At 70.1% G+C, this 25,635-nt stretch carries 17 protein-coding genes, 4 tRNA genes and 1 pseudogene; 10 read left to right on the top strand and 12 right to left on the bottom strand.

Going from position 1 to position 25,635, the window contains the following annotated elements:
• Positions 1-78 precede the first annotated feature (78 nt).
• Entirely contained in the window at positions 79-1,458 is a 1,380-nt protein-coding gene (locus OG252_RS27030) for a diacylglycerol/lipid kinase family protein (RefSeq protein ID WP_329339326.1), read from the bottom strand.
• Between the two features lie 324 nt (positions 1,459-1,782).
• On the opposite strand from OG252_RS27030, the gene OG252_RS27025 reads away from it, so the two are divergent.
• Complete coding sequence (locus OG252_RS27025) at positions 1,783-2,772, top strand: SigB/SigF/SigG family RNA polymerase sigma factor (RefSeq protein ID WP_443068429.1); 990 nt, start codon at positions 1,783-1,785, stop codon at positions 2,770-2,772.
• Between the two features lie 174 nt (positions 2,773-2,946).
• Positions 2,947-3,284, top strand: a pseudogene (locus tag OG252_RS27020) (YhjD/YihY/BrkB family envelope integrity protein); the annotation flags it as partial.
• A gap of 59 nt (positions 3,285-3,343) precedes the next feature.
• Here OG252_RS27020 and OG252_RS27015 read toward each other — a convergent pair.
• From OG252_RS27015 to OG252_RS27000, 4 genes are all read right to left on the bottom strand, one after another.
• The gene (locus OG252_RS27015) at positions 3,344-4,060 is read right to left on the bottom strand and encodes a GAF and ANTAR domain-containing protein (RefSeq protein ID WP_266437125.1); all 717 of its coding nucleotides are present in this window, start codon (positions 4,058-4,060) and stop codon (positions 3,344-3,346) included.
• A 79-nt stretch (positions 4,061-4,139) separates the two neighbouring features.
• Positions 4,140-4,901, bottom strand: a complete 762-nt coding sequence (locus tag OG252_RS27010) for an ANTAR domain-containing protein (protein WP_329339324.1) — start codon at positions 4,899-4,901, stop codon at positions 4,140-4,142.
• Positions 4,898-5,563, bottom strand: coding sequence for a hypothetical protein (locus OG252_RS27005; RefSeq protein WP_266437120.1), 666 nt, complete (start codon positions 5,561-5,563; stop codon positions 4,898-4,900). The genes OG252_RS27010 and OG252_RS27005 overlap by 4 nt, the downstream gene beginning before the upstream one ends.
• Complete coding sequence (locus OG252_RS27000; protein WP_329339322.1) at positions 5,560-5,985, bottom strand: STAS domain-containing protein; 426 nt, start codon at positions 5,983-5,985, stop codon at positions 5,560-5,562. The genes OG252_RS27005 and OG252_RS27000 overlap by 4 nt, the downstream gene beginning before the upstream one ends.
• 444 nt (positions 5,986-6,429) lie before the next feature.
• On the opposite strand from OG252_RS27000, the gene OG252_RS26995 reads away from it, so the two are divergent.
• The 3 genes from OG252_RS26995 (at position 6,430) to OG252_RS26980 (ending at position 8,559) form a co-directional block, all read left to right on the top strand.
• Entirely contained in the window at positions 6,430-6,924 is a 495-nt protein-coding gene (locus tag OG252_RS26995) for an Asp23/Gls24 family envelope stress response protein (RefSeq protein ID WP_425587635.1), read from the top strand.
• Positions 6,925-7,656: 732 nt separating this feature from the next.
• Entirely contained in the window at positions 7,657-7,929 is a 273-nt protein-coding gene (locus OG252_RS26985; protein ID WP_329339318.1) for a three-helix bundle dimerization domain-containing protein, read from the top strand.
• 234 nt (positions 7,930-8,163) lie between these two features.
• The gene (locus OG252_RS26980) at positions 8,164-8,559 is read left to right on the top strand and encodes a class I SAM-dependent methyltransferase (protein WP_266437110.1); all 396 of its coding nucleotides are present in this window, start codon (positions 8,164-8,166) and stop codon (positions 8,557-8,559) included.
• Positions 8,560-8,862: 303 nt separating this feature from the next.
• Here OG252_RS26980 and OG252_RS26975 read toward each other — a convergent pair.
• The 6 genes from OG252_RS26975 to OG252_RS26950 form a co-directional block, all read right to left on the bottom strand.
• Positions 8,863-8,935: transfer RNA gene (locus tag OG252_RS26975), tRNA-Lys, on the bottom strand.
• Positions 8,936-9,044: 109 nt separating this feature from the next.
• Positions 9,045-10,589 (bottom strand): amino acid permease, encoded by a 1,545-nt coding sequence (locus OG252_RS26970; RefSeq protein WP_266437107.1) that lies wholly within the window; start codon positions 10,587-10,589, stop codon positions 9,045-9,047.
• Between the two features lie 61 nt (positions 10,590-10,650).
• Positions 10,651-13,737, bottom strand: a complete 3,087-nt coding sequence (locus tag OG252_RS26965; RefSeq protein WP_329339315.1) for an FG-GAP repeat domain-containing protein — start codon at positions 13,735-13,737, stop codon at positions 10,651-10,653.
• A gap of 239 nt (positions 13,738-13,976) precedes the next feature.
• On the bottom strand, positions 13,977-16,160 hold the full coding sequence (locus OG252_RS26960) for a DEAD/DEAH box helicase (protein ID WP_266437101.1): 2,184 nt from the start codon (positions 16,158-16,160) through the stop codon (positions 13,977-13,979).
• Positions 16,161-16,373: 213 nt separating this feature from the next.
• A complete protein-coding gene (locus OG252_RS26955) occupies positions 16,374-16,901 on the bottom strand; it encodes a hypothetical protein (RefSeq protein ID WP_329339312.1) in 528 nt (175 codons plus the stop codon).
• Positions 16,902-16,989: 88 nt separating this feature from the next.
• Positions 16,990-17,340, bottom strand: coding sequence for a metallopeptidase family protein (locus OG252_RS26950; protein WP_266437096.1), 351 nt, complete (start codon positions 17,338-17,340; stop codon positions 16,990-16,992).
• A gap of 116 nt (positions 17,341-17,456) precedes the next feature.
• Between OG252_RS26950 and OG252_RS26945 the strand changes: the two genes are divergently transcribed.
• From OG252_RS26945 to OG252_RS26930, 4 genes are all read left to right on the top strand, one after another.
• Positions 17,457-19,043: a metallophosphoesterase family protein gene (locus tag OG252_RS26945; RefSeq protein WP_329339310.1), complete on the top strand. Its 1,587-nt coding sequence runs from the start codon at positions 17,457-17,459 to the stop codon at positions 19,041-19,043.
• Between the two features lie 80 nt (positions 19,044-19,123).
• A tRNA-Glu gene (locus tag OG252_RS26940) sits at positions 19,124-19,196 on the top strand.
• 37 nt (positions 19,197-19,233) lie between these two features.
• Positions 19,234-19,308: transfer RNA gene (locus tag OG252_RS26935), tRNA-Asp, on the top strand.
• Positions 19,309-19,332: 24 nt separating this feature from the next.
• Positions 19,333-19,406, top strand: a tRNA-Phe gene (locus OG252_RS26930).
• Positions 19,407-20,014: 608 nt separating this feature from the next.
• Here the strand turns inward: OG252_RS26930 and OG252_RS26925 are convergent.
• Positions 20,015-21,421 carry a right-handed parallel beta-helix repeat-containing protein gene (locus OG252_RS26925; protein WP_329339308.1) on the bottom strand — a complete coding sequence of 469 codons (1,407 nt, stop codon included), beginning with the start codon at positions 21,419-21,421 and terminating at the stop codon, positions 20,015-20,017.
• A gap of 183 nt (positions 21,422-21,604) precedes the next feature.
• On the opposite strand from OG252_RS26925, the gene hrpA reads away from it, so the two are divergent.
• On the top strand, positions 21,605-25,624 hold the full coding sequence (gene hrpA, locus OG252_RS26920) for an ATP-dependent RNA helicase HrpA (protein WP_329339306.1): 4,020 nt from the start codon (positions 21,605-21,607) through the stop codon (positions 25,622-25,624).
• Positions 25,625-25,635: the final 11 nt, after the last annotated feature.

Here is a 25,635-nt window from a genome sequence, read left to right as displayed (position 1 = left end):
AACACCGGCCCGGCCTTTCCCTGACTCCGCAGCCGTTGAGCAGACAGAGCGCTCGAGAGCGCCACTCCGCCGGCGGCGTCACTGCGGTGGCGGCAGGTAGACGGTGAGCGCACGTGCAGCCTTGTCGAGGAGGAGCGCGTCAGCCGCCGGACTCACTTCGCCGTCACGGGTGTAGTCCTCTTCCTGGCTCATTCCGTCGATCCGCAGCCGGGTGACGGTGGCGGCCTGGTAGACGCGGGAGCGGGCGAGGGTGCCGGTGAGGAAGGCGGTGACGAGCCGGGTGCGGGCGAAGGGGTGGTTGCCGTCGACGGTGCGGATGTCGAGGAGTCCGTCGTTGAGGCTGCGGCGGTAGGAGGGGGCGAAGCCGGGCGGGTCGTAGCGGCTGTTGCCGGCGAAGAGCAGCCACAGCCGTCGGTGCCGCCCGTCGACGGTGACCTGGCTGGGGGTGCCGTCGGCGAGGACGCGGAGCAGGCCGATGCACAGGGCGGGCCACTTGCCCAGGCGCCTCTCGCGGGCTTCCCGGGCCCGGACGAGTTCGGGGTAGACGCCGATACTGAAGGTGTTGAGGAAGTACGTGCCGACACCGTCCGCGGAGGTGACCCGGCCGAGGTCGACGGCTCCGCCACAACCCGCCTCCACGGCGTCGGCGGTGGACTTCAGGGTCGCAAGGCCCAGGTCGGCGGCGAAGTGGTTGAGGGTGCCGGCGGGGAACACGGCCAGTGGCAGTCCGCTCTCGGTGGCGCGAACCGCTGCCGCGTTGACCGTCCCGTCGCCGCCGACCACGCCGAGGGCGCCCCCATGGGCGAGTACGTCCTTGGCGGCTTGGTCGAGCACGAGGTGCAGGTCGACGCCGCTCTCGCAGAGCCGTATGTCCGCCATCGGCAGGAGGGTCCGTAGTTCGGCTTCGGCCGGGGTGGCGCCGCCCGCGTCGCTGTTGACGACCGCGATCAGCCCGAGACCCGCGGGAAGGGCGGGGACGGGTTCGTTCGGCCGGGCGGTGTCGGCGGGTGCGTCCCTGTGCAGCGGCCACCAACGGCAGGTCGCCGCCGCGACACCGGCCCCGAGTGCGGCTCCCGCGAGCACTTCACCGGGGGAGGACGTGCCGGTGCGGGCGCGCAGGACGGTGGCGGCTGTGGTCAGGGGGATGAGGGCGGTTCCCAGCTTGGGCGACTCCAGGGCGACGGCGGTTGCGAAAGCCGCGACGGCGGCCGCGTGCCCGGCCGGCAACGTCCGGGTGCCGGGCCGGGGCGGAAGCCGGTGGCCGGAGGCCGACTTGGCGGCGATGCCGACGGCGGTGGAGGCCAGGGCAAGTGAGCCGGTGGCCCGCAGGGCGGCACGGCGTGCGCTGCGGTTGCCGGACAGACCCATGACGGCCGCGCCGGCCAGCCACGGCAGCAGGGTGTGGGAGGAGGCGACGCGCGAGAAGAGCCGTGCATCGAGTGCGCGGGGGTGTCTCATGCCCGACTGCGTACCCGCGGCGATGCCGATCACGCTGCCGCCTGCCCACACGAATGGGCCAACGGTGCCTACCGCGTTGCCAGTTGACCATCCGGTTCCAGACGCGACCGTCCAGGGGCGTCTCCACATTCGCCGCCCGGGCGTCCCGTGGGCCGCCGCGGTTGAGTGGCACGGAGCTTGTTTGAAAGCGGGTTGCCCGGGAACTCGTCCGGCGTGCTTCGGACCGGAGGCACGCCCGTGGGAGCAGCTGTCGCTGCTCCCTTGTGCGCTGCGGTCTGCCGCTCCCACGGTGAGTGACGCCACCGATGAGGGAGACACGTGTCGATGCCGGACGTACGCACGCACAGATCACGAAGCACACGCCCTCATGACTACGACGCGCCGGACACCGCCGCGGCGTTCCGTCGTATCGCCGCTCTGCCGGACGGCCCGGAGAGGTCCGCGCTGCGCCAGGAGGTGGTGTGCGCCTGGATGCCGATGGCCGTACGGCTGGCCCGGCGCTTCCGCCATCGCGGCGAGACCTTCGAGGACCTCAAGCAGGTCGCCCAACTGGGCCTGGTCAAGGCGGTGTCCCGCTTCGACCCGAGTCTCGGCACCGCCTTCCCGAGCTTTGCCATACCGACGATCGTCGGAGAGGTGAAGCGGCACTTCCGTGACGACCTCTGGGGCGTGCATGTGCCGCGGCGTGTACAGGAACTGCGCGGCCGGGTCCGCTTCGCCGGCAGTGAGTGCGCCTCGCTGGGCGGCCACGAACCCTCCGTCCCCGAGATCGCCGCGTACACCGGCCTGACCGAGGAGGAGGTGCGGCTGGGCCAGGGTGCGCTGGAGAGCTTCACCGCGCTGTCCTTGGACGCCATGCCCGGCTGTTCCGCGGACAGCCATCCACTGACCGACACGCTCGGTGGCATGGAGCCCGGCTTCGACCAGGTGATCAACCGTGAGGCCCTGCGCCCGCTGCTGCGGGCCCTGCCCGAACGTGACCGGCAGATCCTCTACATGCGGTTCTTCTGCGAGATGACCCAGGCTCGCATCGGCCTGCAGCTCGGTGTCTCGCAGATGCACGTCTCCCGTCTGATCACTCTCATCTGTGCCCGCCTGCACGACCAGGCTCGCGGCCGCACCGCACGTCGCGGGCTCGAGCAGTCTCGGCGCGAGACAGCCGCAGCCGAACAGGAACGGAGCGTCCTGATCCACGAACGCGACTCCGCCCGCGCGCAGACGGCGCAGGCGGAAAGGGATAACAAAGCCCCTGCCGGACCGGTCGATCGCCCCCGTCACAAGGACCACTGGTTCCGCCACCGGGCCGCTCACTGACGATCCCCGTCAGCCACCTGCCGACCTGCCGCGCGCCCCATGGTGCGGGCGCCCCGCCGGATGCCCCTCTTCTCGGCTCTGGGTACGCAGGGAGCGGTGTTGCTCATGAATTGGCCGGCAAGGCTGCCTGTGATCGTAAAGCTGATGCGTACGCACGCTTGGCGGGCATGCGGTCGTGCGGTCGTGGTCGCCGGGCTGATCGGTGCGGTGGGCTTCGAACTGCTCAAGTGGTTGCTGACCGGCTACCTGCAGGACGTTGCGGCGAAGAGCATGTACGGCGCCTTCGCCGTGCCGGTCGCCGTCGTGCTGTGGATCAATCTCAGGCCAGGCTGCTGCTGTACTGCGCCGCTTGGACAGCAGCAGCAGCGGGGACGGCAGTGCGGTCCGGCGAGCCGGCCGAGGGCGAGGACCCGGAGCCCTGGATCAGCCCCTCAGCCGACGCCGCACCACAGCGGGCGTCAGCCGGCAGCGGTGCACCGACAGCACCGCACCTCCAGAAGCACGGCCCGTGATCCGAGCGTGGTTCTTCGGGCTCGGGCAGCTGCGTGCGGTCACCGCTTCGGCAACAGTGTCAGGCCACCAGTCCGGGGAGGGGTTCGGAGCCGTCGATGAAGGCGCGGGCCACGTCGGCCAGGCGCCGGTTGTGGGCGCGGGCGTAACCGCGCAGCGCGCTGAACGCCTGCTCCATGTCGATGCCCTGGCGTTCGGCGAGCTTCCCCTTCGCCTGTTCGATCAGCACCCGGCTGTTCAACGCCGTCTGCAGCTGCTCGTTGAGCACCGTGCCCCGGTGGACAGTGCGCTGTTGCAGCAGGCTGATGGTGGCGACGTCGGCCAGGGCCTGAGCGATGAGTGTGGCCGAGGGGTCGAAGGGGCCGGGAGCGGCGCGGAAGAGGTTCAGGGCGCCCACGGTCTCGTCCCGCAGGCGCATGGGCAGGGCCTGGACGGCCCCGAATCCGCTGCGGTGGGCCGCCGTGGCGAAGCGCGGCCAGCGATCGATCTCCCGGGTCAGGTCGTGGATGATCACGGGTGCGCCGGTGCGGAAGCAGTCGAGGCAGGGGCCTTCGTCGTTCTGGAGCTGGAAGAGCTCCAGCAGACGCACCTGTTCGTCGGAGGCGGCCATGACGCGGAGTTTGCCGTCGCGGTCGGCGAGCAGCACGCCGGCGGCGCTCGCGTCGAGCATGCCGACGCAGCGGTCGGTCAGCAGGCGCAGGAAGTCGATCAGGTCGAAGTCGGCGACCAGGTTGTCGGCCAGCTCGACGAAGGTCTTGGCCAGGAGCTGTTGATCCATCGTGGGCACCCTCGATTGAGACTATGCCCGCCGGGAAGGGGCGGGAAGTACGGCGGGTTTCTCGGCCGGCACCGGTACATCAGGTTTCCTCGTCGGTCCGTCTGGGTTCCGTGTCCGGGGAGAAGCGGAGCCGACGGGCCACCACGTCGGCGGCCACGTCCGCGAGCCGGCGTCCCTGCGTGAAGGCGTGGGCGCGCAGCCGGATGAAGGCTTCGTCGATGCCGACGCCGAGCTGGACGGTCAGGATGCCGCTGGCCTGGTCGATCTCCGCCCGGTTTACGCCCAGATCCTCGAAGCCGCGGTCTTTCAGTGCTCTGTCGACCGGTGCGCCTGTCTCCTCGATCCGAGCATCGAGCAGGAGCAGCGTCGCGAGATCGGCGAACGCCAGGGCATCGGCCAACTCCTCGGCGTCCAGCACGGTCGGCACGTCGGCGTACAGGTCCAGGACTCCCGGGCTGATCGCCCCCATCTGCAGGGGCAGCGCGAACACGGCGCGTGCCCCGGCCTCCAGGGCCGCATCCGCGAACACGACCCAGCGGTCCTGCAATGCACCGGTCAGCAGATCGGGCGTCAGGACGGCCGAGCCATGGGTGAAGGCATCCACACAGGGCCCCTCGCCCAGTGTGAGCTGCAACTCCTCCAACTGCTCGCTGATGTCGTCGGTGCTGCACAACGGATGGCTCGCCGCGGTCCGGGACATCGCCGACAGCCCGGCCCCGCCGACCGGCAGCGCGGCCACGGCCGCGGTGCACACGTCCATCACCCCGACCCGGCCACCGCGTCGAGCCGCCTGCGTGGCGACCAGCACCTGGATCCGTGCCGAGCGGCTGTCGGACCTCATCCGGGCCACCGCGTCCAGGCATCGTGCGCAAGCCCCTCCAGCCTCGCCCCGGTTCGTTCCCCGACAGGAAGCACCAGCACCCGGAGCAGCGTGGCGCTGATCGGCCCCCAGATCTCTCCCACGTCCAGCCATCCCCATGAGCGGAGCGAGGCGAGGGCGGGGTGATCAGCCTGATCCACCAGGGTGGCGCCGAGCGTCGCCTGGTGGTCGGTCAGCAGCCGCTCCTGCAACCGGCCTGCCACCTCATGGTCCTGGTCTTGCGGGTGCGGGCGGACCAGGATGTCCGTGATCGCGAAGACGCCGCCGGACTCGGTGAGTTGCTCGATGCCCTGCGGCAGGGCTCCGTCGAAGCCGAGCCACCAGAACCCGTCGCTGCGCACCGGGAAGCCAAAGGCGCATCCCACCAGGCCGTCCGTCTCCGCGACCACCATGGCGAACCCCGGCCGACGGATGTCACCGGTGAGACGGTGCAGAAAGTCCTGGCGGCTGTGGTGTTCGACGCGGGCAGACATGCCGCGGGAGTCCACGTACAGATCCGCGAGCGCCCCGGCCAGGCCCTGCGTCTGCCAGCGGTTCACCCGACGCAACCGCAACGCGTCCATGGTGGACGGCTCGCCCGCGTCGGGCTTGTGCGGCTGTCCTTGTCCTGACCGGGCCGTCACCGCACATCACCCGAGAGGACAGCGGCAAGCGGAACAGTCCGCTGCGGCGAGGCCTGGGCGACCGGGGCCGGGACATCCCCGGGAGGAGGTGACAGATGCCCCACCGGAAGGCCGAGGAGCAGGAACCCGCAGCCGGTGAAGTCGAGGATCAGGCTCAGTGTCCGTGGCGGGTGGTGCAGTCGTAGGGTTCCGCCCGCCTCCGTGGTCTGCTGCGCGGCGTAAAGGAAGGCATTGAGGCCACTGCAGTCACAGAAGGTCACGGAGGTGAGGTCGACATCGATGGTGCGGATGCCGTCGCTCAGGCACCGCGCCAGTGCCGTGCGCACCAGCGGCGCCGATTCCAGATCGATCTCACCGGCCAGAGTGATCAGTGCCCGGTTCCGTCGAACATGACGGCAGACGGTGAGCTGTGGAAGGGGCATGACGCCTCGGTTCGGAAGACCATCCGGCAGCGCACACGGTGACGCCGGGAATCCCGGCCCCCTTGGCGCGCTCCCGGCAGGGGCGTACGTTCGACGGAGGCGGAGCATCAGCCGGCCCCGCAGCCTGTGCGACAGGACAGCGGACCCACCCAGTTCCCTCCAGGGATGCGCCGGGCGACGGACGAAAGATCCGCTCCCCGCAGCCATCTGTATCGAGCAACGACAAGCCGCCGGGGTCTGGGACGTCCGTACAGCAGCATAGTCCTCAACCCGATGCGGCGGACGGCCCGAAGCCGCCCAGTCCCAGGATGTGGACGGCGCCAAAGGCCAGTGGCGCGCTCATATCCGCTGCCCTGCACGGCACTTGGGCCAGCGGCACGAAGGCGGCGGCCGACAGCCGCTCAGGCACGGCAGTCCGTCGACTGCCCGAGGAGGTGGCTTCGCATGACGGAGCCGAACAGTCCAACCCTGCAGAAACCCGATCCCGATGGGCCCCGCACCGGCATGGGCGCGACACTGCAGGCCGCACGGACCGGGCCGCAGGAACCGCCGGAGACCCGGGGCCGGACGACCATCGCGGACGGGGTGGTGGAGAAGATCGCCGGGATCGCCGCGCGGGAGGTCCCCGGAATCCACGCACTGGGCGGCGGATTCACTCGCACCATGGGCGCCGTGCGCGACCGGGTCCCGGGCGGACACGCGAGCGCGGGGCGCGGCGTCAAGGTCGAGGTCGGCGAGAAACAGACCGCCATCGACCTCCAGGTCGTCGTCGCATACGGGGTCGGCATCCGCGAGGTCACCGCGGAGGTCCGCGAGAACGTGATCGCGGCGGTGAAACGGATGACGGGCCTGGAAGTCGTCGAGGTGAACATCGCCGTCAACGACGTCCACCTGCCGAACGAGGACACACCGGAGACCAGCGACGACCGCGTGCTCTAGTCGCGAGGCGGGCATGGGCAGGGACTCCGCCCCATCGCTCCTCCGCGAGCTGGGGACAGCCCCCGACTGCAGACGGTGATCGCCTGATCCGGGCGCAACTCAGCCCCGCTGGTGGGTAATCCGCGGCGGCTCCGCGCTCGGATCCGCCGGCGAGCTTTGCTCAGCGTCGACTTCCGCTCCTCCGGGTGGAGTTTCCCCTGGTGGAGCTTCGCCGGGGGGACCAGCCAGACCCCACGCCGGCCGAGTGCACAGCGAGGAAGGCAAGTCCGGCAAGCATGAGGCTCGTCGGACTGAAGATCACCTCGGTCGACGTCTCGGTGACACGGATGATGAAGGCGATGGCGAAGAGTGCGGCGGCCACGAATGCGAGCATCTGTCTACCCCTGCCGGTGGACGACGAACCACACCTGATCTCGGTGGCTGCGCCGCTACCTGCCGAGTTCCCCGGACGCCGCCGATGAGTCGCGTGAATCCCGCGCCGGAGTCGGCGGCGTCCTCCTCGCCATACCTGCTGATGCTGTGAACGAGGCAACCGGGACTGCTGATACCGCGGGCCTTCGGCCGCCCCGCCCGCAGGCCGACCGATCCGAGATGGCGAGTTGATGAACAGATCCGGTGGGCCGTTCCACGGACGCGATCCGTGCAAGTGTGGGAAGTGGACAGGCCGACACCGAGCATCTGGACACTGATCGGGTGTCGCGGTCGGCCATCTGCGACAGTGAGGAGCGCCCCATGGGCGCGAACACGGCCGAAGCTGCGGTACCTGACACTATTCAGGAGCTGACGGACCGGCTGACGGCCTCCTACGCCACCCTGCTGACAGCTGCCACCGTGCGGGATGTGGTGCAGGACTGCTACCAGCCGCTCAGCAACGCTCGTATCCCCAACTACGTGCCGATCCTCGTCGAGCACAGCAGCCGCACCAAGCTACGAGAACTCACCCGGCGCCCCGATCCCACGGTTCTCCTTCGCGATGACTCCGACGGGTACGAGGCCGCTCAATGACGAGGGCCTGCCGAAGGGTTCGAGTCGCCCTGACCCGCTCGGCATAGGCACCGCGCCCGTGGAAGGCACACCCTGCACACGGGCCCACTCGACCGTCTGCCGGGGCAGTTCCCCGTCCAGGCCGGCTGGGCGCGCATGCCACGGGCATGAGCATGTGACGCACCTTGGAGACGTCACATGCTCATGCCAGGATTGGCGGTGGCCGTGGCGGCTTCAGGCGCGCCCTGAGCCCTGGTGCGAGCGGACGCACTCGCCTACCTGCGCGGCGCCGACCCTTTCGATGCCGTGTACTCGGTGTACGGGGCGGTGTGGTTCACAGACCCGGCCGTTCTGCTGCCGGCCGTCCGTGGGCTGCTTCGGCCGGGCGGCACGCCGGCGTTCTCGCAGCGACCTCCCGTCGAGGGCTGTTACGGCTGCCAGGCCTCGTACATTCCGCGCGGACCCGACGAGGACCCGCTCGTCGTGAAGCGCTGGGACTACGAGCCGGAGGTGTGGGAGCAGCTGCTCGGCAGGTACGGCTACACGGACGTGCGCCCGCAGGTGCTACCGCGCCGCCTGGTCCGCGCACGGTGGGCACGCTCATCGTCCACGCCCGCGCTTGACGGTCCTTCAACGGCCCCGGTCGGCTGACGCCACCATCGCCGGCCGAGGCGAACCAGACGCTCCGCGACCTCAACCTGGAAGAGGGCGACGCCCTGCCCGAGGACTTCGTGCCTGGCCTCCGGGACCACGGCATCCACCCTGTCGAATGGGAGCGTCCCCCGGGACGGCCACGTCGTGCCTGGCGAGCTGGTCGAGTTCCCGGCCGAGCAGCGGCTCGAGAGCCCGTGATCGCTGCGCTTCGGGCGAGCATCGGGCGAGCTAACGATCACCAAGCCTCCGAAAAACGCCCGAGCCCCCACGTCAGATCCCTCTGACGTGGGGGCTCCGCTGTAGGCCCTGTGGGACTCGAACCCACAACCAATGGATTAAAAGTCCACTGCTCTGCCAATTGAGCTAAGGGCCCAGGCGATGTTGCCACCCCGAGCATAGCCGGACGAGGCCGTGTCTCCGATCGGGTATCGGGGACACGGCCGTGGCGGATGAGAAGGACGGGGCGGAGTGGGTCCGGAGTGTTAGGGATCTACCGGTTCGGGGGCGTTCGCGCGGGCCGCCTCGCGGGCCTTGGTCCGCTCGTGGTCGGGGTTGAGGAACCAGTGCCGGGCCGAGGCCAGCCACCAGGTCGTCGCGAAGGCGAGGACCGCGAGGACGGCGACCGGCGCGTAGTTGAAGGTCTCCCATGTCACCGGGGAGACCTGGGGCAGCATGAACAGGATCGTGATCACGGCCACCCACCCGACCGCCACGATCCCGATCGGGCGGGACCAGCGGCCCAGATGCCACGGCCCGCGTTCGAAGCCGTCACCCTTGCGCAGCCGCAGCAGCGTCGGGATCACGTACGCGATGTACAGGCCGATCACGGCGATCGACGTCACCGCCGCATACGCGGTCACATTGATCAGGTAGGGCAGGCCGAGGATCAGCGCCCCGAGCGCCGCCAGCCACACCGCCGCGACGGGCGTACGCGTTCGCGGGCTCACCGTGTGCCACACGTGGGAGAACGGCAGTGCCCCGTCGCGCGAGAAGGCGTAGATCATGCGGGAGTTGGCGGTCACGGACGCCATGCCGCAGAACAGCTGCGCGCCGATCACCACCAGCAGGAGGAGCTTGCCGGCCGTCGCGCCCAGCGCGTCCATGAGGATCTGGGCGGGCGGCACCCCGGTCGGCGAGCCGAGGGCGCCGTCGTACGACTGGATCGCGAAGGTGAAGCCCAGCAGCAGGACGAAACCCGCTATCCACGACGTCCAGATGGACTGCACGATGCCCTTCGGGCCGGCCGTCGACGCGTCGTGCGTCTCCTCCGTCATGTGCGCCGAGGCGTCGTACCCGGTGAAGGTGTACTGCGCCATCAGCAGGCCGAGAAGCACCACGTACATGCTGCTGCCCCAGCCCGTGTTGTTCACGAACTCCGTGAACACGAAGGACGCCGACTGGTGGCGGTCCGGGGTGAACACCAGCGCGCCCACGATGACCGCCACGCCCAGTACGTGCCACCACACGCTGACGCTGTTGAGGATGCCGACGATGCGCACGCCGAAGGTGTTGAGGAGGCCGTGCAGGATGAGGATGCCGGCGAAGAGCAGGATCGTACGGCCGGGTGTGACCTCGAAGTCGAACTGAAGGTTCAGGTACGCGCCCAGGAAGGACGCGGCCCCGAAGTCGACCCCCGCGGTCACCGCCACCTGGCCGAGGACGTTGAACCACCCCGTGAACCAGGCCCAGGCCGCGGCCGTACGAGGCGGTGCCAGGCGGTGGGACCAGAAGTACAGGCCCGCGGAGGTCGGGTACGCGGAGCAGATCTCGGCCATCGCGAGCCCGACGAACAGCGTCATCAGCCCGACCGCCACCCAGCCCCAGGTGATCACGGCAGGCCCGCCTGTATTCATACCGAACAGGTACAGCGTCATGCATCCCGAGAGGACCGAGATGATCGTGAAGGAGACCGCGTAGTTGGAGAACGCCGACATGCGGCGGGCGAGAACCTGCGTGTAACCGAGCTGGGCCAGCCGTTCCTCGTCCGAGAGATCCGAATGCCCGCTCACTCTGGCGTCATCTGTCATGCCCCCAGCAATTCCCCTGCCGGGGGCGTGACACACGTCACAACTTGGCTAGAAAGGATCCTTAGAAAAGACCCTTGTAGCCCTGCCAGCCGCTCGCGATCTTCACCCGCGCCCCGAACGACCCCTTGCCGTTGCCCGGGTTGCGGTAGACGTTCCCCGCCGAGTCCCGCACCACCAGGTCGCTCTTTCCGTCCCCGGTGATGTCCCCGACGCCGACGATCGCGTTGTAGGAACCACCCCAGTTGGAGAACACCTTCGCGCGGGCGCCGAACGTGCCGTTGCCCTTGCCGTAGTAGCGGTACAGGTTGTTCGCCTTGTCCTGGGCGACCAGGTCACCCACACCGTCGCCGTTCAGGTCACCGGCGCCGACGACCTTCTTGTACGTCTTCCAGTTGTCGTACAGCTTCACCCGCGCCGACAGCTTGCCCGCGCTCGTGCCCTTGTAGAGGTACACCGCACCGGTCGAGGTGTTGCGCGCGATCAGGTCCGGACGGCCGTCGCCGCTCACGTCACCGGGCGCGGTCAGCACGTCGTACTGGTTCCAGCCGCTGGTGGAAAGGGTCGTGTACGACGTCGACGGCTTCAGCGCGGCGCCGCAGCCCGGCTTGTAGAGCCGCAGGGCTCCGCTGCTCAGCCGCACGAGGACGTCGTTGCAGCGGTCCCCGCTCAGGTCGCCGAAGGGGATCGGCCTCACAGAGGTCGCCCAGCCCGTCCCGGTGACCTTCCCGGAGAAGGTGCCCTTGCCGGTGCCCTGGTGGAAGGTCAGGCCGCCGGAGGAGTTGAGGGTGAGCAGGTCGCCCACCCCGTCGCCGGCGAGGTGGTCGCGGCGTACGGCGCTGCCGCCGCGCAGCGCGACCGAGCCCGTCACCTCCAGCGCGGCGCCTACGCCGTCGGCCGGCGTCACGGCCAGCGTCCAGTCGTACGAACCGTTCGGCAGGAAGGCGTTCTTGGGGTCGGTGCCGGACCAGCCGACGCTCAGCTCGCCGCGGGCGGCGCCGCCGTCGCGCGTGTCCACGACCTTCCCGGTCACCTTGCTGCGCACGGTCAGCCGCCAGCTCGCGGACGGCTTCGACAGCAGCACGGTGGCCAGGGTGTCCGGCGTGGTGTCGAACTCGCGCGCCTTGACGGACGACGCCTTCACGGCAGGCGCGAGCAGCCGCAGCGGCTGCTGCGACACCCCGGACGGTACGAGATGCACGCGCCCCTGGCCGTCGACGTAGGCCGCGTTCGCGCCCGACTCGTCGACCGTCCAGCGCACGTCACGCTGCGAGACGCCCGTGTCCGGCAGGTCGCCGATCACGCGGCTCGCGGGCGTGCCGTCCGCGACCGTCGTCAGCGTCAGCTTCCCGTCCTGCTTGTCGTGCGTGACGACGTACCCGTCGCCGAGCTTGGCCTCACCGGTCGGCACGGGCACGGACTTCTTCGTCGTACGGTCGAAGACGCCGGCCTTGCCGTCGCAGGTCCAGTACAGATAGCGGCCCAGCGCCTGGAGTTCGGCCGGCGTGCAGCCCGCGTCGGTGGTGACGGTCTCGGCGGTCTTCTTCGTCGTCAGGCTGTACGCGGTGACGCTGCCGGCGGTCGTGCCCGTCGTCCACAAGACGTCGCCGGACAGGGCGGCGGCGCCCGGGGTGCGGGTGACGGACGGGGTGCCGTAGTCGCCGACCTTGTAGACGTACTGCTTGTCGGTGTCCGTGTAGAGGACGTACCGCCCGGACACGTCGGTGATACGACCGCCCGCCGGCACGGCCCGTTCCCAGAGCCGCGCCTCGGTCGGCCCGTTGACCCGGATCAGGTCCTCTGTGTCGGAGTTGGTGTGCTCCAGCCAGGCGATACGGCCGTCCGCGGTGCCGAAGACCTGGGAGCAGGCGACGTCGTTCGCCGGGCAGGTGCCGACCACCACGTCGGAGACGAGCCGGGGCGTGAACTCGGAGCGCTCGCCGAACTCGGGCGTGCCGGTGGCGGCCACGGTCCGCACGTAGTCGTTGCGCTGGGTGCTGCCGCTGGTGTCGGTGACGACCAGACGGCCCTGCTCCAGGGAGAGGCCCTGGATCGGGGCCGGCGGCTTCGGCAGGGCCTTGACCTGCGTGACGACCGGCTTGCCGGCCGGATCGGCGTGGATGCGTTGGATGCCCCAGTCGTCGGCGGCGGTACGGCCGACGGCGAGGGCGGTGCCGTTCGACACGGTGGACAGGCCGAGGCGAGTCGAAGTGAGCAGGGTCACCGCGGGGCCGCCCGCGAGAGGCTGCGCCGTCACCTGGTCGTTGCTGAGGCGCTGGACCAGCCAGTCACCCACCAGCGCCAGGTAGTTGGCGGTGCTGCTTCCCGTCGGAGTCACCTCGACGGGGGCGGCCGACAGGTCGGAGCGGGGCACCACCAGCACCTTGGTGCCGCGCGTCCGGCTGTAGACGGCGACGTGGTCGGGCGAGAGCTCGACGTAGGCGTAGGTGTTGGAGGGCAGCGGCCGGGTCCAGCTCACGACCTGGGCGGTCGTACGGTCCAGGGCCACCATGCGCGGCGTGCCGTCCAGCATCGCGTTGAAGAACAGACCCGAGGCGTCCGCGCCGCGTGGATGCGAGAGCGTCATACCCGCGGGCAGCCCGCCGACCTCCTTGTCGGCGACGGACCCGTCCGCGCCGACGGTCAGCAGGTGGATGACCCGCCTGGTCGTCCCGTCCGCGCCGGTGACGGCCTGGTGGGTGACGACCGTGGTGCCGTACACGGCCAGCAGGCCTTGGCCGGCGGGCAGTTGGACGGTACGGGTCGTACCGTCCACGGCGTTCCACAGGTCGATACGGCCGCCGGAGTGGCGGTACGCGAGGACGTCGCTGCCCGTGCCGGAGACGGCCACCGAGCTCGTCGCCACCGGCGCTTCGAAGGTCTTGCCGTCGGCGTACCGCGTCCACAGGTAGCGGGAGCTGTCCTCCTGCCGGTGGAAGACGCCCTCGGTGCCCGCCCCGTCCGTACCCGCGAGGTTGTCCGCGGCGTGGAGTGAGGCCACGAGATTCGTGCTCCGCAGCGCGGCCGGCACCACCGTCTCCTGCGGCACCTCCGCCGCCGACGCCGACGGCAGCAGCGGGCTCAAACCGGCCGCGAGTGCGGCGGAGGCGGCTGCGGCGACGGCCGCGCGTCTCGCTCTCGATCGGCGCACTAAGACATGACGAGCCAAGGTGATCCTCCCCGGAAAGCAAACGAGAGGGAGCGCGTTGCATCAGATGCCCCCCGGCCCCCGGCCGTCGCATCCCTCTCAGAAGTCGGCTGATCTTACAGTCTCTTCACAGCTGGGCAGAGAGCGTTTTCTGCCGACCGCCCTCGACGCACGAAAAGCGCCGTGGCGCCCGGAACTCCGGGCGCCACGGCGCTTTCACTTCTCACTGCTCAGGAACCGACTCAGCCGTTGCGCTTCCAGCGCGGCTTGTCGTCACGGCGACCGAAGGAGCCGGTGCCGGTGCCGGTGCTGCCGCCGCCGCGGTGGTCGTCACGACGACCGTTCGGGCGGTCGTGGCCGGAGGGGCGGAAGCCGGGGCGGTCGCCCTGGCGGTCACGGTTGAACGGACGGTCGCTGCCGCGGTGTCCGCCGCGCTCGTCACGACGCTCGAAGGGACGGGCCGGACGGTCGTCGCGGCGGAAGCCACCACGGTCGTTGTCCCGGCGCTCGAAGGAGCCGCTTCCGCTGCCGCGGTTGTCGTCACGACGCTCGAAGGAACGACCGCCACCACGGTTGTCATCCCGGCGCTCGAAGGAACGGCCACCACCGCGGTTGTCATCCCGGCGCTCGAAGGAACGGCCACCGCCACGGTTGTCATCCCGGCGCTCGAAGGAACGACCGCCACCACGGTTGTCGTCACGACGCTCGAAGCCACGGCCGGAGCCACCGCCACGGTTGTCGTCACGGCGGAAACCGCCACGGTCGTTGTCCCGGCGCTCGAAGGAACGGCCGCCACCACGGTTGTCATCACGACGCTCGAAGCCACGGCCGGAGCCACCGCCACGGTTGTCGTCACGGCGGAAACCGCCACGGTCGTTGTCCCGGCGCTCGTAGGAGCGACCGCCACGGTCGTCCCGGTCCGCCCTGTCGACGTCCTGCGCCGCCGGCTGCTCGGGCACGGAGACCTCGGCCACCGCGGCCGCGGCCTGCGCCTCGGCAACCGCCGCCTCCGGGTCCTCGCCCTGCTCGCGCGCGGCCCGCGCGACCAGACGGTCGGCCTCCTCGCGCAGCTCGGTGGCACGGCGCTGCGCCCGCTCCAGCTCCTTGGTGAGCTGGGCGACCTCACGCTCGGCCTGCTGCGCGGCGTTGCCCGCGGACTCGGCCTGGACCTCGGTCATCGAACGGGCGCCGGTGATCTCGGCGACCTCGGGCTCGAAAGCCGTACCGGAGTTGATGATGTGACGCCCGGCGTCGACGCCCGCGTCCTCCATCAGCCGGAAGATCTGGCGGCGCTGGTGCGGCAGGGACAGCGACACCACGGTGCCGGTGCGGCCGGCACGAGCCGTACGCCCCGCGCGGTGCAGGTAGTCCTTGTGGTCGCCGGCCGGGTCCACGTTCAGCACCAGGTCGATGCCGTCGACGTGGATGCCGCGGGCGGCGACGTCGGTGGCGACCAGGCAGTTGACGTAGCCGTCCTTGAAGTCGGCCAGCGTCCGGGTACGGGAACCCTGGGTCATGCCGCCGTGCAGCGCGTCGGCCTTCACACCGGAGTCGCGCAGCTGCTCGGCGATACGGTCGGCGCCCAGCTGGGTGCGGACGAAGATGATGGTGCGGCCCTTGCGGGAGGCGATCGCGGCCGTGACCGGCGCCTTGTCCTTGGGCTTCACGATCAGGATGTGGTGCGACATGGTCGTCACCGCGCCCTGCGCCGCGTCGACCTCGTGGGTGGCCGCGTTCGTGAGGTAGCGGGTGACCAGGGTCTTGATCTCGTTCTCCATGGTCGCGGAGAAGAGCATGCGCTGGCCGCCGGACGGGACCTGGTCCAGGAGCTCGGTGACCTCGGGCAGGAAGCCCAGGTCGGACATCTGGTCGGCCTCGTCGATGACGGTGATCTGGACGTTCTCGAGGGAGCAGGCGCCACGGTTGATGATGTCGCGCAGGCGGCCCGGGGTGGCGACGAGGATGTCGACGCCGCGCTCCAGGGCGTAGATCTGGTTGGCCATCGAGGTGCCGCCGCAGACGACCTTCATCTTGAGGCCGAGGACGTCGCCGTACGGCTGGAGCGCGTCCGCGACCTGCATCGCGAGCTCACGGGTCGGCGTGAGGATGACGGCGCGCGGCTTGTGCTTCTCGGTGCGGCCGCCGGCCAGCGTGGCCAGGGCCGGCAGACCGAAGGAGAGGGTCTTGCCGGAGCCGGTGCGGCCACGGCCGAGGATGTCCCTGCCGGCCAGGGCGTCCGGGATGGTCGCGGCCTGGATCGGGAAGGGGGTGGTCACGCCGTTCTGGGCGAGCTTGCGCACGACGCCCTCGGGGAGACCGAGGCTCGCGAAGGTGACCTCGGGTGCGTCCTCGGTGCCGGTCGTCTCGGGCACGACGGTGCCCTCGTTCTCGGGCACGACGACGTGATCAGTACTGGAAATGGACATGCGTATGCGAAACCTTCCGGAGTCTCTTCGGCACGCGCCCGTCAACTCCGTGTTTCGCTATACGACCGCCTCTATGCGGTCCGCCACGGCAAGGGAGAGTACGCGCCACACGGCGCGCTCTGCATCGGCGCCGGGCAATGGGATCAAACGATCTACCACCATACGCACCCACCACCCTCAGAGGCAAACCGATCCCCAGGGACGTAGGCCACATCACACCGGCGACCCGGCCGTGGGCGCCGGCTCCCGCTGCCCCAGCTGCGGCCCCGGCGGCTCGTGGGCCGAGGACGACGGCTCGGCGGTCGTCGGTGACGGCGTGGGCGAGGCGGGCGGCGGCTCGGTGGGGGACGGCTGCGGCTCGACCGTACGCGGGGTCGTCGGCTCGGCCCCGGTCGGCGACGGCGCCCCCGGCTTGTCCGGCTCGCCCCTCCCCGGCTCGGCACCCGGGGAGGCGGACGCGCCCCCCTTCGCCGACGGGGTCGCGGACGGCGACGCCGACTCCTCCGCGCCCTTCTTCCCCTTGCCGTGCCCGTGCTTGCCGTCGTCGGCCGCCGCGCCGATCCCGGCGCCGCCCGACACCGCCGCGCCGCCGTCGGGCGCCTCACCGCCCCGGGGCCCGGCGGAGTGCGAGGGCTTGGCGCTCCCCCCGCCGTCGTCGTCGCCGACGTTCATGCAGCCGGCGGCAGCGGCGACGGCCATGACCGTGGCGGCCAGACGGACGGGTACGTACAAGGGGCGCACGAGCAGCCACCTCCGGTGGAGGGTGAAGGAGTCAACCTGCCCAACTCCCGCCGCCCACAAGAGGACACGCGCCCCGTATCAGCGGCCCTCAGCCGTACCCGAGCGCGTGCAGCCGGGCGTCGTCGATCCCGAAGTGGTGAGCGATCTCATGCACCACCGTCACCTCGGTCTCCTCCACGACCTCCTCCCGTGACCCGCACATCCGCAGCGTCGGCCCCCGGTAGATGGTGATGCGGTCCGGGAGCACGCCCGCGTACCACTCGCCCCGGTCGGTCAGCGGAGTCCCCTCGTACAGCCCGAGCAGCTCGGGATCGTCCGCCGGGGGTTCGTCCTCGACGAACACCGCGACGTTGTCCATCAGCCGCGTCAGCTCCGGCGGGATCCGGTCCAGGGCCTCGGCGACCAGTTCCTCGAACTCCTCGCGCGTCATCTCCAGCACAGGCCCCATTGTCCGGTACGCCGCCGCCGTACGAGAGTCGGAGCAGAGTCAGGGCAGTCGAACGAGAGTCGGAGCGCACCCGCATATCCGCGGGCGCACTTGGGCATACGGGACCAATGGCCCGCGTCCCCGTCGTCGTCCGGAACATCGTGAACCCCCTGCGCAGGACTCCGCGCGCCCTCGCCCGCCACTACCGCGCCCGCCGACCCCACCCGTCCGTGGAACTCGTCCGTCAGCCCCACCCCTGGGCCCGCGCCCTCGGCCTCGTCGCCGTGGTCGTCCTCGGCGCCTGGCTGGGGCTGCTGATCGTCGGCAACGTGCGGACTCCGGTCGGCCCCATGAACACGACGATGACCCTGCGCCCGTCGCTCACCGGCGGCACGAAGATCAACGTCTCGCCGCTCGGCGCCCTCGAACTGGACAGCCACCAGGCCCCCGTCCGTCTGGACGTCAACGTCGACCAGCTCGACCCGGTCCGCTCCCAGGCCCTGGTCGACCACCCCGAACGCCTCTCCGGCCTCCAGGACGAGGTCACCAAGGACGTCGAACACGGCACCCTCGACCTGGCCGTACGCTCCTGCGTCGCCGTCGTCGCCGGCGCCACCGCCCTCGGCCTCGCGGTCTACCGCCGCCCCCGCCGGGCCCTCGGGGCGGGCGGCCTCGCGCTGACCCTCCTGGCCGCCTCGGGCGGAACGGCGTACGCCACCTGGAACCCGGAATCGGTCCTGGAGCCGAAGTTCTCCGGCCTGCTCTCCTCAGCCCCGTCCCTGGTCGGCAACGCCCGCAGCATCGTCACCGAATTCGACGTCTACCAGAAGGAGTTGGCCCGCCTGGTGACGAACGTGACGAAGCTGTACGACGCCACCTCGACGCTCCCGACCTACCAGCCCGACCCGTCCACCATCCGCGTCCTGCACGTCTCGGACATCCACCTCAACCCGGCGAGCTGGCCGATCATCTCCTCGCTGGTGGAGCAGTACCAGGTGGACGTGATCGTCGACTCCGGCGACACGATGGACCACGGCTCGGCCGCCGAGAACGGCTTCCTGGACCCGATCGAGGACCTCGGCGCCCCCTACGTCTGGGTCCGCGGCAACCACGACTCGCAGACCACCCAGCGCTACCTGGAAGGCCTGAAGAACGTCCACGTCCTGGACGACGGCCGGGCCGAGACCATCGCCGGCCTGCGCTTCGCCGGGATCGGCGACCCCCAGTTCACCCCCGACCGCTCGAACAACCCCGGCGCCGGGGAGTCCCAGGAGCAGGCGGGCGCCCGCCTGGCCGCCGCCCTGCGCGCCCAGAGCACCGCCGGCAAGCCCGTCGACGTCGCCGTCGCCCACGAGCCGTCGGCGGCCCGCGGGGTGGACGGCGCGGTTCCGCTGGTCCTGGCGGGCCACCTCCACCACAACGAGATGGAGATCCTCAAGAACGGCACGCGCCTGCGGATCGAAGGCTCGACGGGCGGCAGCGGCCTGCGCGCGATCGAGGGCAAGTACCCCGACCCCATCGAGGCCTCGATCCTCTACATGGACCGCGACACCCGCCGCCTCCAGGCCTGGGACGAGATCAAACTGGGCGGCCTCGGCCTGACGACCGCCGAGGTCAGCCGCCACCTGGTGGAAGAGAACCAGCCGGGAGCCACCCCGTCCCCCTCGCCGTCTCCCTCACCCGCGTCCACGCCCCCCACCCCGACCGCCCCGTAAACCGTTTTGGCGATCCCTCCCGCCATCCCATATGCTTCTCACGTCCCCGACGCGCTGAGAAGCGCCCAGGCGGGCCGATAGCCCTCATCGTCTAGCGGCCTAGGACGCCGCCCTTTCAAGGCGGTAGCACGGGTTCGAATCCCGTTGGGGGCACGCAACACCGTGTGCGACACTGTCGTACACAATGCTTGGTCCTGTGGAGCAGTTTGGAGTGCTCGCCACCCTGTCAAGGTGGAGGCCGCGGGTTCAAATCCCGTCAGGACCGCTGAGGCTTCCCCGGAAGCCTCGTGGCTGGGTAGCTCAGTTGGTACGAGCGATCGCCTGAAAAGCGATAGGTCGCCGGTTCGACCCCGGCCCCAGCCACAACCCAAGGGCCCCGTCCACACGGACAGGGGCCCTTGCCCTTTACCCGCACACACCCCGCCGCGCCCCTCCCCGCTCACCACCCCGCCAAGGCGGAGGCCGCGCCCGCGGCAAAGCCGCCATCAGATACAGCAAATCCCGTCAGGACCGCTGAGGCTTCCCCGGAAGCCACGCGGCTCGCGCAGCCCAGCCGGCGCAAACCATCGCCCCAAAGCGACAGGTCGCCGGTTCGACCCCGGCCCCAGCCACAACCCAAGGGCCCCGTCCAGACGGACAGGGCCCTTGCCCTTTACCCGCACACACCCCGCCGCGCCCCTCCCCGCTCACCACCCCGCCAAGGCGGAGGCCGCGCCCGCGGCAAAGCCGCAATCAGATACAGCAAATCCCGTCAGGACCGCTGAGGCTTCCCCGGAAGCCACGCGGCTCGCGCAGCCCAGCCGGCGCAAACCATCGCCCCAAAGCGACAGGTCGCCGTTCGACCCCGGCCCCGGCCCCAGCCCCGGCCCCGGCCCCGGCCCCAGCCACCGTCACTGAACAGCGAAAACGCCCCCGTCGAGATCATCGGCGGGGGCGTTGCGTTGGGGCCCGGGCGGTAGTGCGGGCGGGGTTCATTCCTGGTTGCGGCTGCGTGTCATGTTCGGCTCGCAGTCCTCTTCGATGTCCCACGCGCCCTTCTTGTTGCCGGTCAGGTCGTTGTCCTCGAAGACGCCGCCGCCACCGCCGTCGATCCATACGGCCTGGTACCCGTTGCCGTTGATCCGGTTGTTGTGGACGGTCGGGCTGCCGCCCGCGGTGATCCTCATGCCGGCGTGACCGTTGCCGGTGATCCCGTTGTCCTCCAGCGTGCCCAGGCCGCTGTTGTGGGCGAGGACGCCGCTCTGCTTGTTGTGGTGGATCTCGTTCCGGCGCAACGTGGGGTTGCCCGCAGATTTGATCTCCACGCCCGCGAAGGCGTTGCCGGTGATCTCGTTGTCCTCCAGCGTGCCCAGGCCGCCGTCGAGCACGAAGACGCCGGCCTGCTTGCTGCCGTGGATCCGGTTCCGGCGCAGCCGGGGGTCGGCGCCGTCACGGATGGCGACCGCCGCGAGGCTCTGGCTGCTGATGTCGCAGCCTTCCAGCTCCAGCCGACCCTGGACGATCTTCACGGCGTATGCCTGGGCGCCCTCGGTCTGGCGCAGCGTCAGGTTCGTGACCCGGCCGATGCTGGCCTGGAACATCAGCGCGCTGGTCTGGCCGGCGCGGATCTCGATGTCCTCGAGCGGGCCGTCCCCCAGTATTTCCAACGGCTTGTCGACGACCAGGCTCTCCTCGTACAGGCCCGGCCGGACCAGGATGCGGTCACCTGGCTTCGCCTTCGCTATGGCCGCGCCGACCGTCACGAAATCCCCCCGGTGGTAGGGGTCCACCACATGGGTCGGCGGCTCGGTCTTCGTCGCGCCCCTGGCCGTGTCGCCCGTCGGCTCCGTGGACTCGGTCGCCGCTCCCGCCGTCTCCGCGCGCCTGTCAGGGCGCGCCGCGGCGATGGTCTGCGGCCGCCAGAAGGTGTCCCGCATCCGTAACGCCAGTTGCTCGGTCGCCTTGCGCACCACCGGTGACGTGAACGGCTCGAACCGCAGCTCCCGCCAGTCGGCGTGCTGCCGCGTGGCCAGCGTCCGGGCCATGTCGTCGGCCTCGCGCAGCTCAGGATCGTCCATCTCCCGGGCGCTGATGTAGTAGACGGGCAGGATCAGGTCCTGGCGGCCGAGCTTCTCCTCCCGCTCCAGGAAACGGGACACCTCGGCCCGGCACGCGGGGCTGCGGAACAGGCTCGGCGTGACGATGACCAACAGCAGGCTCACCGCGTCCAGCGCCTCGTCGATCCGCGCCTGCCAGTTCTGTCCCCAGGCGATGTCGTTGCGGTCCTGGAAGATCGCGAACTCCTCGCCGGTCTGCGCCCACACCTCGGCGGCGAGCCGTTCCCGGAACTGGGAGAGCTGCCCGTCGTCGTGCCGGTCGTTGAAACGGACGTAGCTCATGAAGGCCGCAGGCTCACCGGACAAGACATCCCCCACTACCCGTGCATCCCCACCACAACCCGTGAATTCTGGCACAGGGGGAGCATCCGAAGCCGGGCAATCTCCGCCCTGACGACGCCGCCCCGCCGCCGGAGACAAAAGCGTTCGCCACGAAAATCCCGGGGATGAGATCCTGGATCGCGTATGTCTACGCACCCCGCCCCCGGCGCCTCCGCTCCGGGCACCCCCGACCTCGGCGCTCTCGCCCCCCGCCTGACCGAGCTGACCCTGCGCGACACGCACCGGCTCGGGCGCAGGCTCGAAGGTGCGCGCAGGATCCGCAAGCCGGAGGCCCGTGCCGCCGTCCTCGCCGAGATCGAGGCGGAGGTGGCGAAGGCCGAGCAGCGGATGAGTGCGCGGCGCGGTCGCGTGCCCGCCGTCAGCTATCCCGAGCAGCTGCCGGTCAGCCAGAAGAAGGACGTGATCGCGGAGGCCATCCGAGATCACCAGGTCGTGATCGTCGCCGGTGAGACCGGGTCCGGCAAGACGACCCAGATCCCGAAGATCTGTCTCGAGCTGGGGCGGGGCGTCCGCGGCATGATCGGGCACACCCAGCCCCGTCGTGTCGCCGCCCGTACCGTCGCCGAGCGGGTCGCGGAAGAGCTCGACACGCCTCTCGGCGAGGCCGTCGGCTGGAAGGTCCGCTTCACCGACCAGGTGAACCCGGACGCCACCTTCGTCAAGCTGATGACCGACGGCATCCTGCTCGCCGAGATCCAGACCGACCGCGAGCTGCGCGCCTACGACACGATCATCATCGACGAGGCCCACGAGCGGTCCCTCAACATCGACTTCCTGCTGGGCTACCTCGCCCAGCTGCTGCCCAAGCGGCCGGACCTCAAGGTCGTCATCACCTCCGCGACCATCGACCCCGAGCGCTTCTCCCGGCACTTCGGGGACGCGCCGATCGTCGAGGTCAGCGGGCGGACGTATCCGGTGGAGGTGCGGTACCGGCCCCTCCTCGAAGACGACTCCGACTCCGCCGAAGGCGAAGAAGGGGACCGCGACCAGATCACGGCGATCTGCGACGCCGTCGAGGAACTCCAGGCCGAGGGCAAGGGCGACATCCTCGTCTTCCTCTCCGGGGAGCGGGAGATCCGGGACACCGCGGACGCCCTGACCAAGAAGAACTACCGCTTCACCGAGGTCCTCCCCCTCTACGCCCGGCTCTCGCACGCCGAGCAGCACCGCGTCTTCCAGCAGCACACCGGGCGCAGGATCGTTCTGGCGACGAACGTCGCCGAGACCTCCCTCACCGTCCCCGGGATCAAGTACGTCATCGACCCCGGCTTCGCCCGTATCTCCCGCTACAGCCACCGCACCAAGGTCCAGCGGCTCCCCATCGAGGCGATCTCCCAGGCCAGCGCCAACCAGCGCAAGGGCCGCTGCGGACGGACCAGCGACGGCATCTGCATCCGCCTCTACAGCGAGGAGGACTTCGAGGCCCGCCCGGAGTTCACGGACGCGGAGATCCTGCGGACGAACCTGGCGTCCGTCATCCTGCAGATGACCGCCGCCGGCCTCGGCGAGATCGAGAAGTTCCCGTTCATCGACCCGCCGGACCACCGCAACATCCGTGACGGCGTCCAACTCCTCCAGGAACTGGGCGCACTGGACCCGGCGCAGAAGGACGTACGCAAGCGGCTCACCGACACCGGCCGCAAGCTCGCGCAGCTGCCCGTCGACCCGCGCCTGGCGCGGATGGTCCTGGAGGCCGACAAGAACGGCTGTGTCCGCGAGGTCATGGTCATAGCGGCCGCGCTGTCCATCCAGGACCCGCGCGAGCGCCCCGCCGACAAGCAGACCCAGGCCGACCAGCAGCACGCCCGCTTCCGGGACGAGACCAGCGACTTCCTCGCGTATCTCAACCTGTGGCGGTACATCCGTGAGCAGCAGAAGGAGCGCGGTTCCTCGTCCTTCCGGCGGATGTGCAAGCAGGAGTACCTGAACTTCCTGCGCATCCGTGAGTGGCAGGACATCTACTCGCAGCTGCGGACCGTCGCCAAGCAGATGGGCATCCATCCGAACGAGGAGGACGCGGCCGGCCAGAGCGTGCACGTCTCCCTCCTCGCCGGTCTGCTCTCGCACATCGGCATGAAGGACGTGAAGGACGGCAACAAGAACGAGTACCTGGGCGCGCGGAGCGCCAAGTTCGCGATCTTCCCGGGCTCCGCCCTCTTCAAGAAGCAGCCGCGCTTCGTGATGTCCGCCGAGCTGGTGGAGACCTCCCGCCTCTGGGCCCGCGTCAACGCCAAGATCGAGCCCGAGTGGATCGAACCCCTCGCCGAGCACCTGCTGAAGCGCACGTACAGCGAACCGCACTGGGAGAAGGACCAGGCCGCGGTGATGGCGTACGAGAAGGTCACGCTCTACGGCGTCCCGATCATCGCCCAGCGCAAGGTCAACTACGGCCGGATCGACCCGGAGACCTCCCGCGAGCTTTTCATTCGCAACGCCCTGGTCGAGGGCGACTGGCGTACGCACCACAAGTTCTTCGCCGACAACCGCAAACTCCTCAGCGAAGTGGAGGAGTTGGAGCATCGCGCGCGGCGGCGGGACATCGTGGTCGACGACGACACGCTCTTCGACTTCTACGACGAGCGGGTGCCCGAACACGTCGTGTCCGGCGCCCACTTCGACTCCTGGTGGAAGCACAAGCGGCACGAGCAGCCCGACTTCCTGGACTTCGAGCGGGAGATGCTCATCCGGGAGTCGGCTCAGGCGGTCACCAAGGACGACTATCCGGACTCCTGGCGGCAGGGTCAGCTCAAGTTCCGGGTGACGTACCAGTTCGAGCCGGGTGCGGACGCGGACGGTGTGACGGTCCACGTCCCGCTCCAGGTCCTCAACCAGGTCACGGACGAGGGCTTCGACTGGCAGATCCCGGGCCTGAGGGAAGAGCTGGTCACCGAGCTGATCCGGTCCCTCCCGAAGCCGATCCGCCGCAACTACGTGCCGGCACCGAACTTCGCGAAGCGGTTCCTGGACACAGCGTCGTCCCCGGAGGGGCGCAATCAAGCACAGTCCTTGCAGGAGCCGCTCACCACCACCATGGCGCGGGAGCTCAAGCGCATGGTCGGCGTGCCCTTCACCGCGGACGACTTCGACTGGTCCAGGGTCCCCGAGCACCTGCGCATCACCTTCCGGATCGTCGACGAGCGCCGCCGCAAGCTGGCCGAGGACAAGGACCTTCAGGCGCTGAAGCTCCAGCTGAAGCCGAAGGCCCGCCAGGCCCTGTCCCAGGCCGCCGCGGCGACGGCCGAGCGCCAGGGCGGCGAGTCCCTGGAACGCAAGGGCCTCACCGACTGGACGATCGGCTCCCTCACCCGCGTCTTCGAGACCCGCCGCGCCGGCCAGCCGGTGAAGGCGTTCCCCGCGCTGGTCGACGACGGACCGACGGCGAACACCGTCTCGGTGCGGCTGTTCGACACGGAGGCAGAGCAGGCCGAGGCGATGTGGAAGGGCACGCGGCGCCTCATCCTGCGCAACATCCCGGTCAACCCGGCGAAGTTCGCGAGCGATCGCCTCACGAACGCCCAGAAGCTCGCCCTGTCCGCGAATCCGCACGGCTCGGTCCAGGCCCTGTTCGACGACTGCGCGATGGCCGCGGCGGACAAGCTGATCGGCGACTTCGGCGGCCCGGTGTGGGACGAGGAGTCCTACCGGAAGCTGTACGACAAGGTGCGCTCGGAGATCGTCGACACCACGGTCCGTACGGTCGGCCAGGTGCAGCAGGTCCTCGCCGCCTGGCAGGCCTGCGAGCGCCGCCTGAAGGGCGTACGGAGCGCGGTGCTCCTGGCGAACCTCCAGGACGTACGCAAGCAGCTGGACGCCCTCGTGCGGCCCGGCTTCGTGACGGAGGCCGGGATACGGCGGCTCCCCGACCTCATGCGCTACCTGGTCGCCGCGGACCGCCGGCTCCAGCAGATGCCGACCGGCGTCCAGCGGGACACGGCCCGCATGGAGAAGGTCCACGAGATGCAGGACGAGTACGCCTGGCTCCTGGAGCAGATGCCCCAGGGCCGCCCGATCCCGTCCTCGGTCCTGGACATCCGCTGGATGATCGAGGAGCTCCGGGTCAGCTACTTCGCCCACGCCCTCGGCACGGCGTACCCGATCTCCGACAAGCGGATCGTGAAGGCGATCGACGCGGCCGTGCCGTAACGGCGCCCGCA

Source organism: Streptomyces sp. NBC_01352, assembly GCF_036237295.1.
In the GTDB taxonomy this organism is placed as follows: domain Bacteria; phylum Actinomycetota; class Actinomycetes; order Streptomycetales; family Streptomycetaceae; genus Streptomyces; species Streptomyces plumbiresistens.
This window is presented reverse-complemented; position numbering and strand designations above follow the sequence as displayed.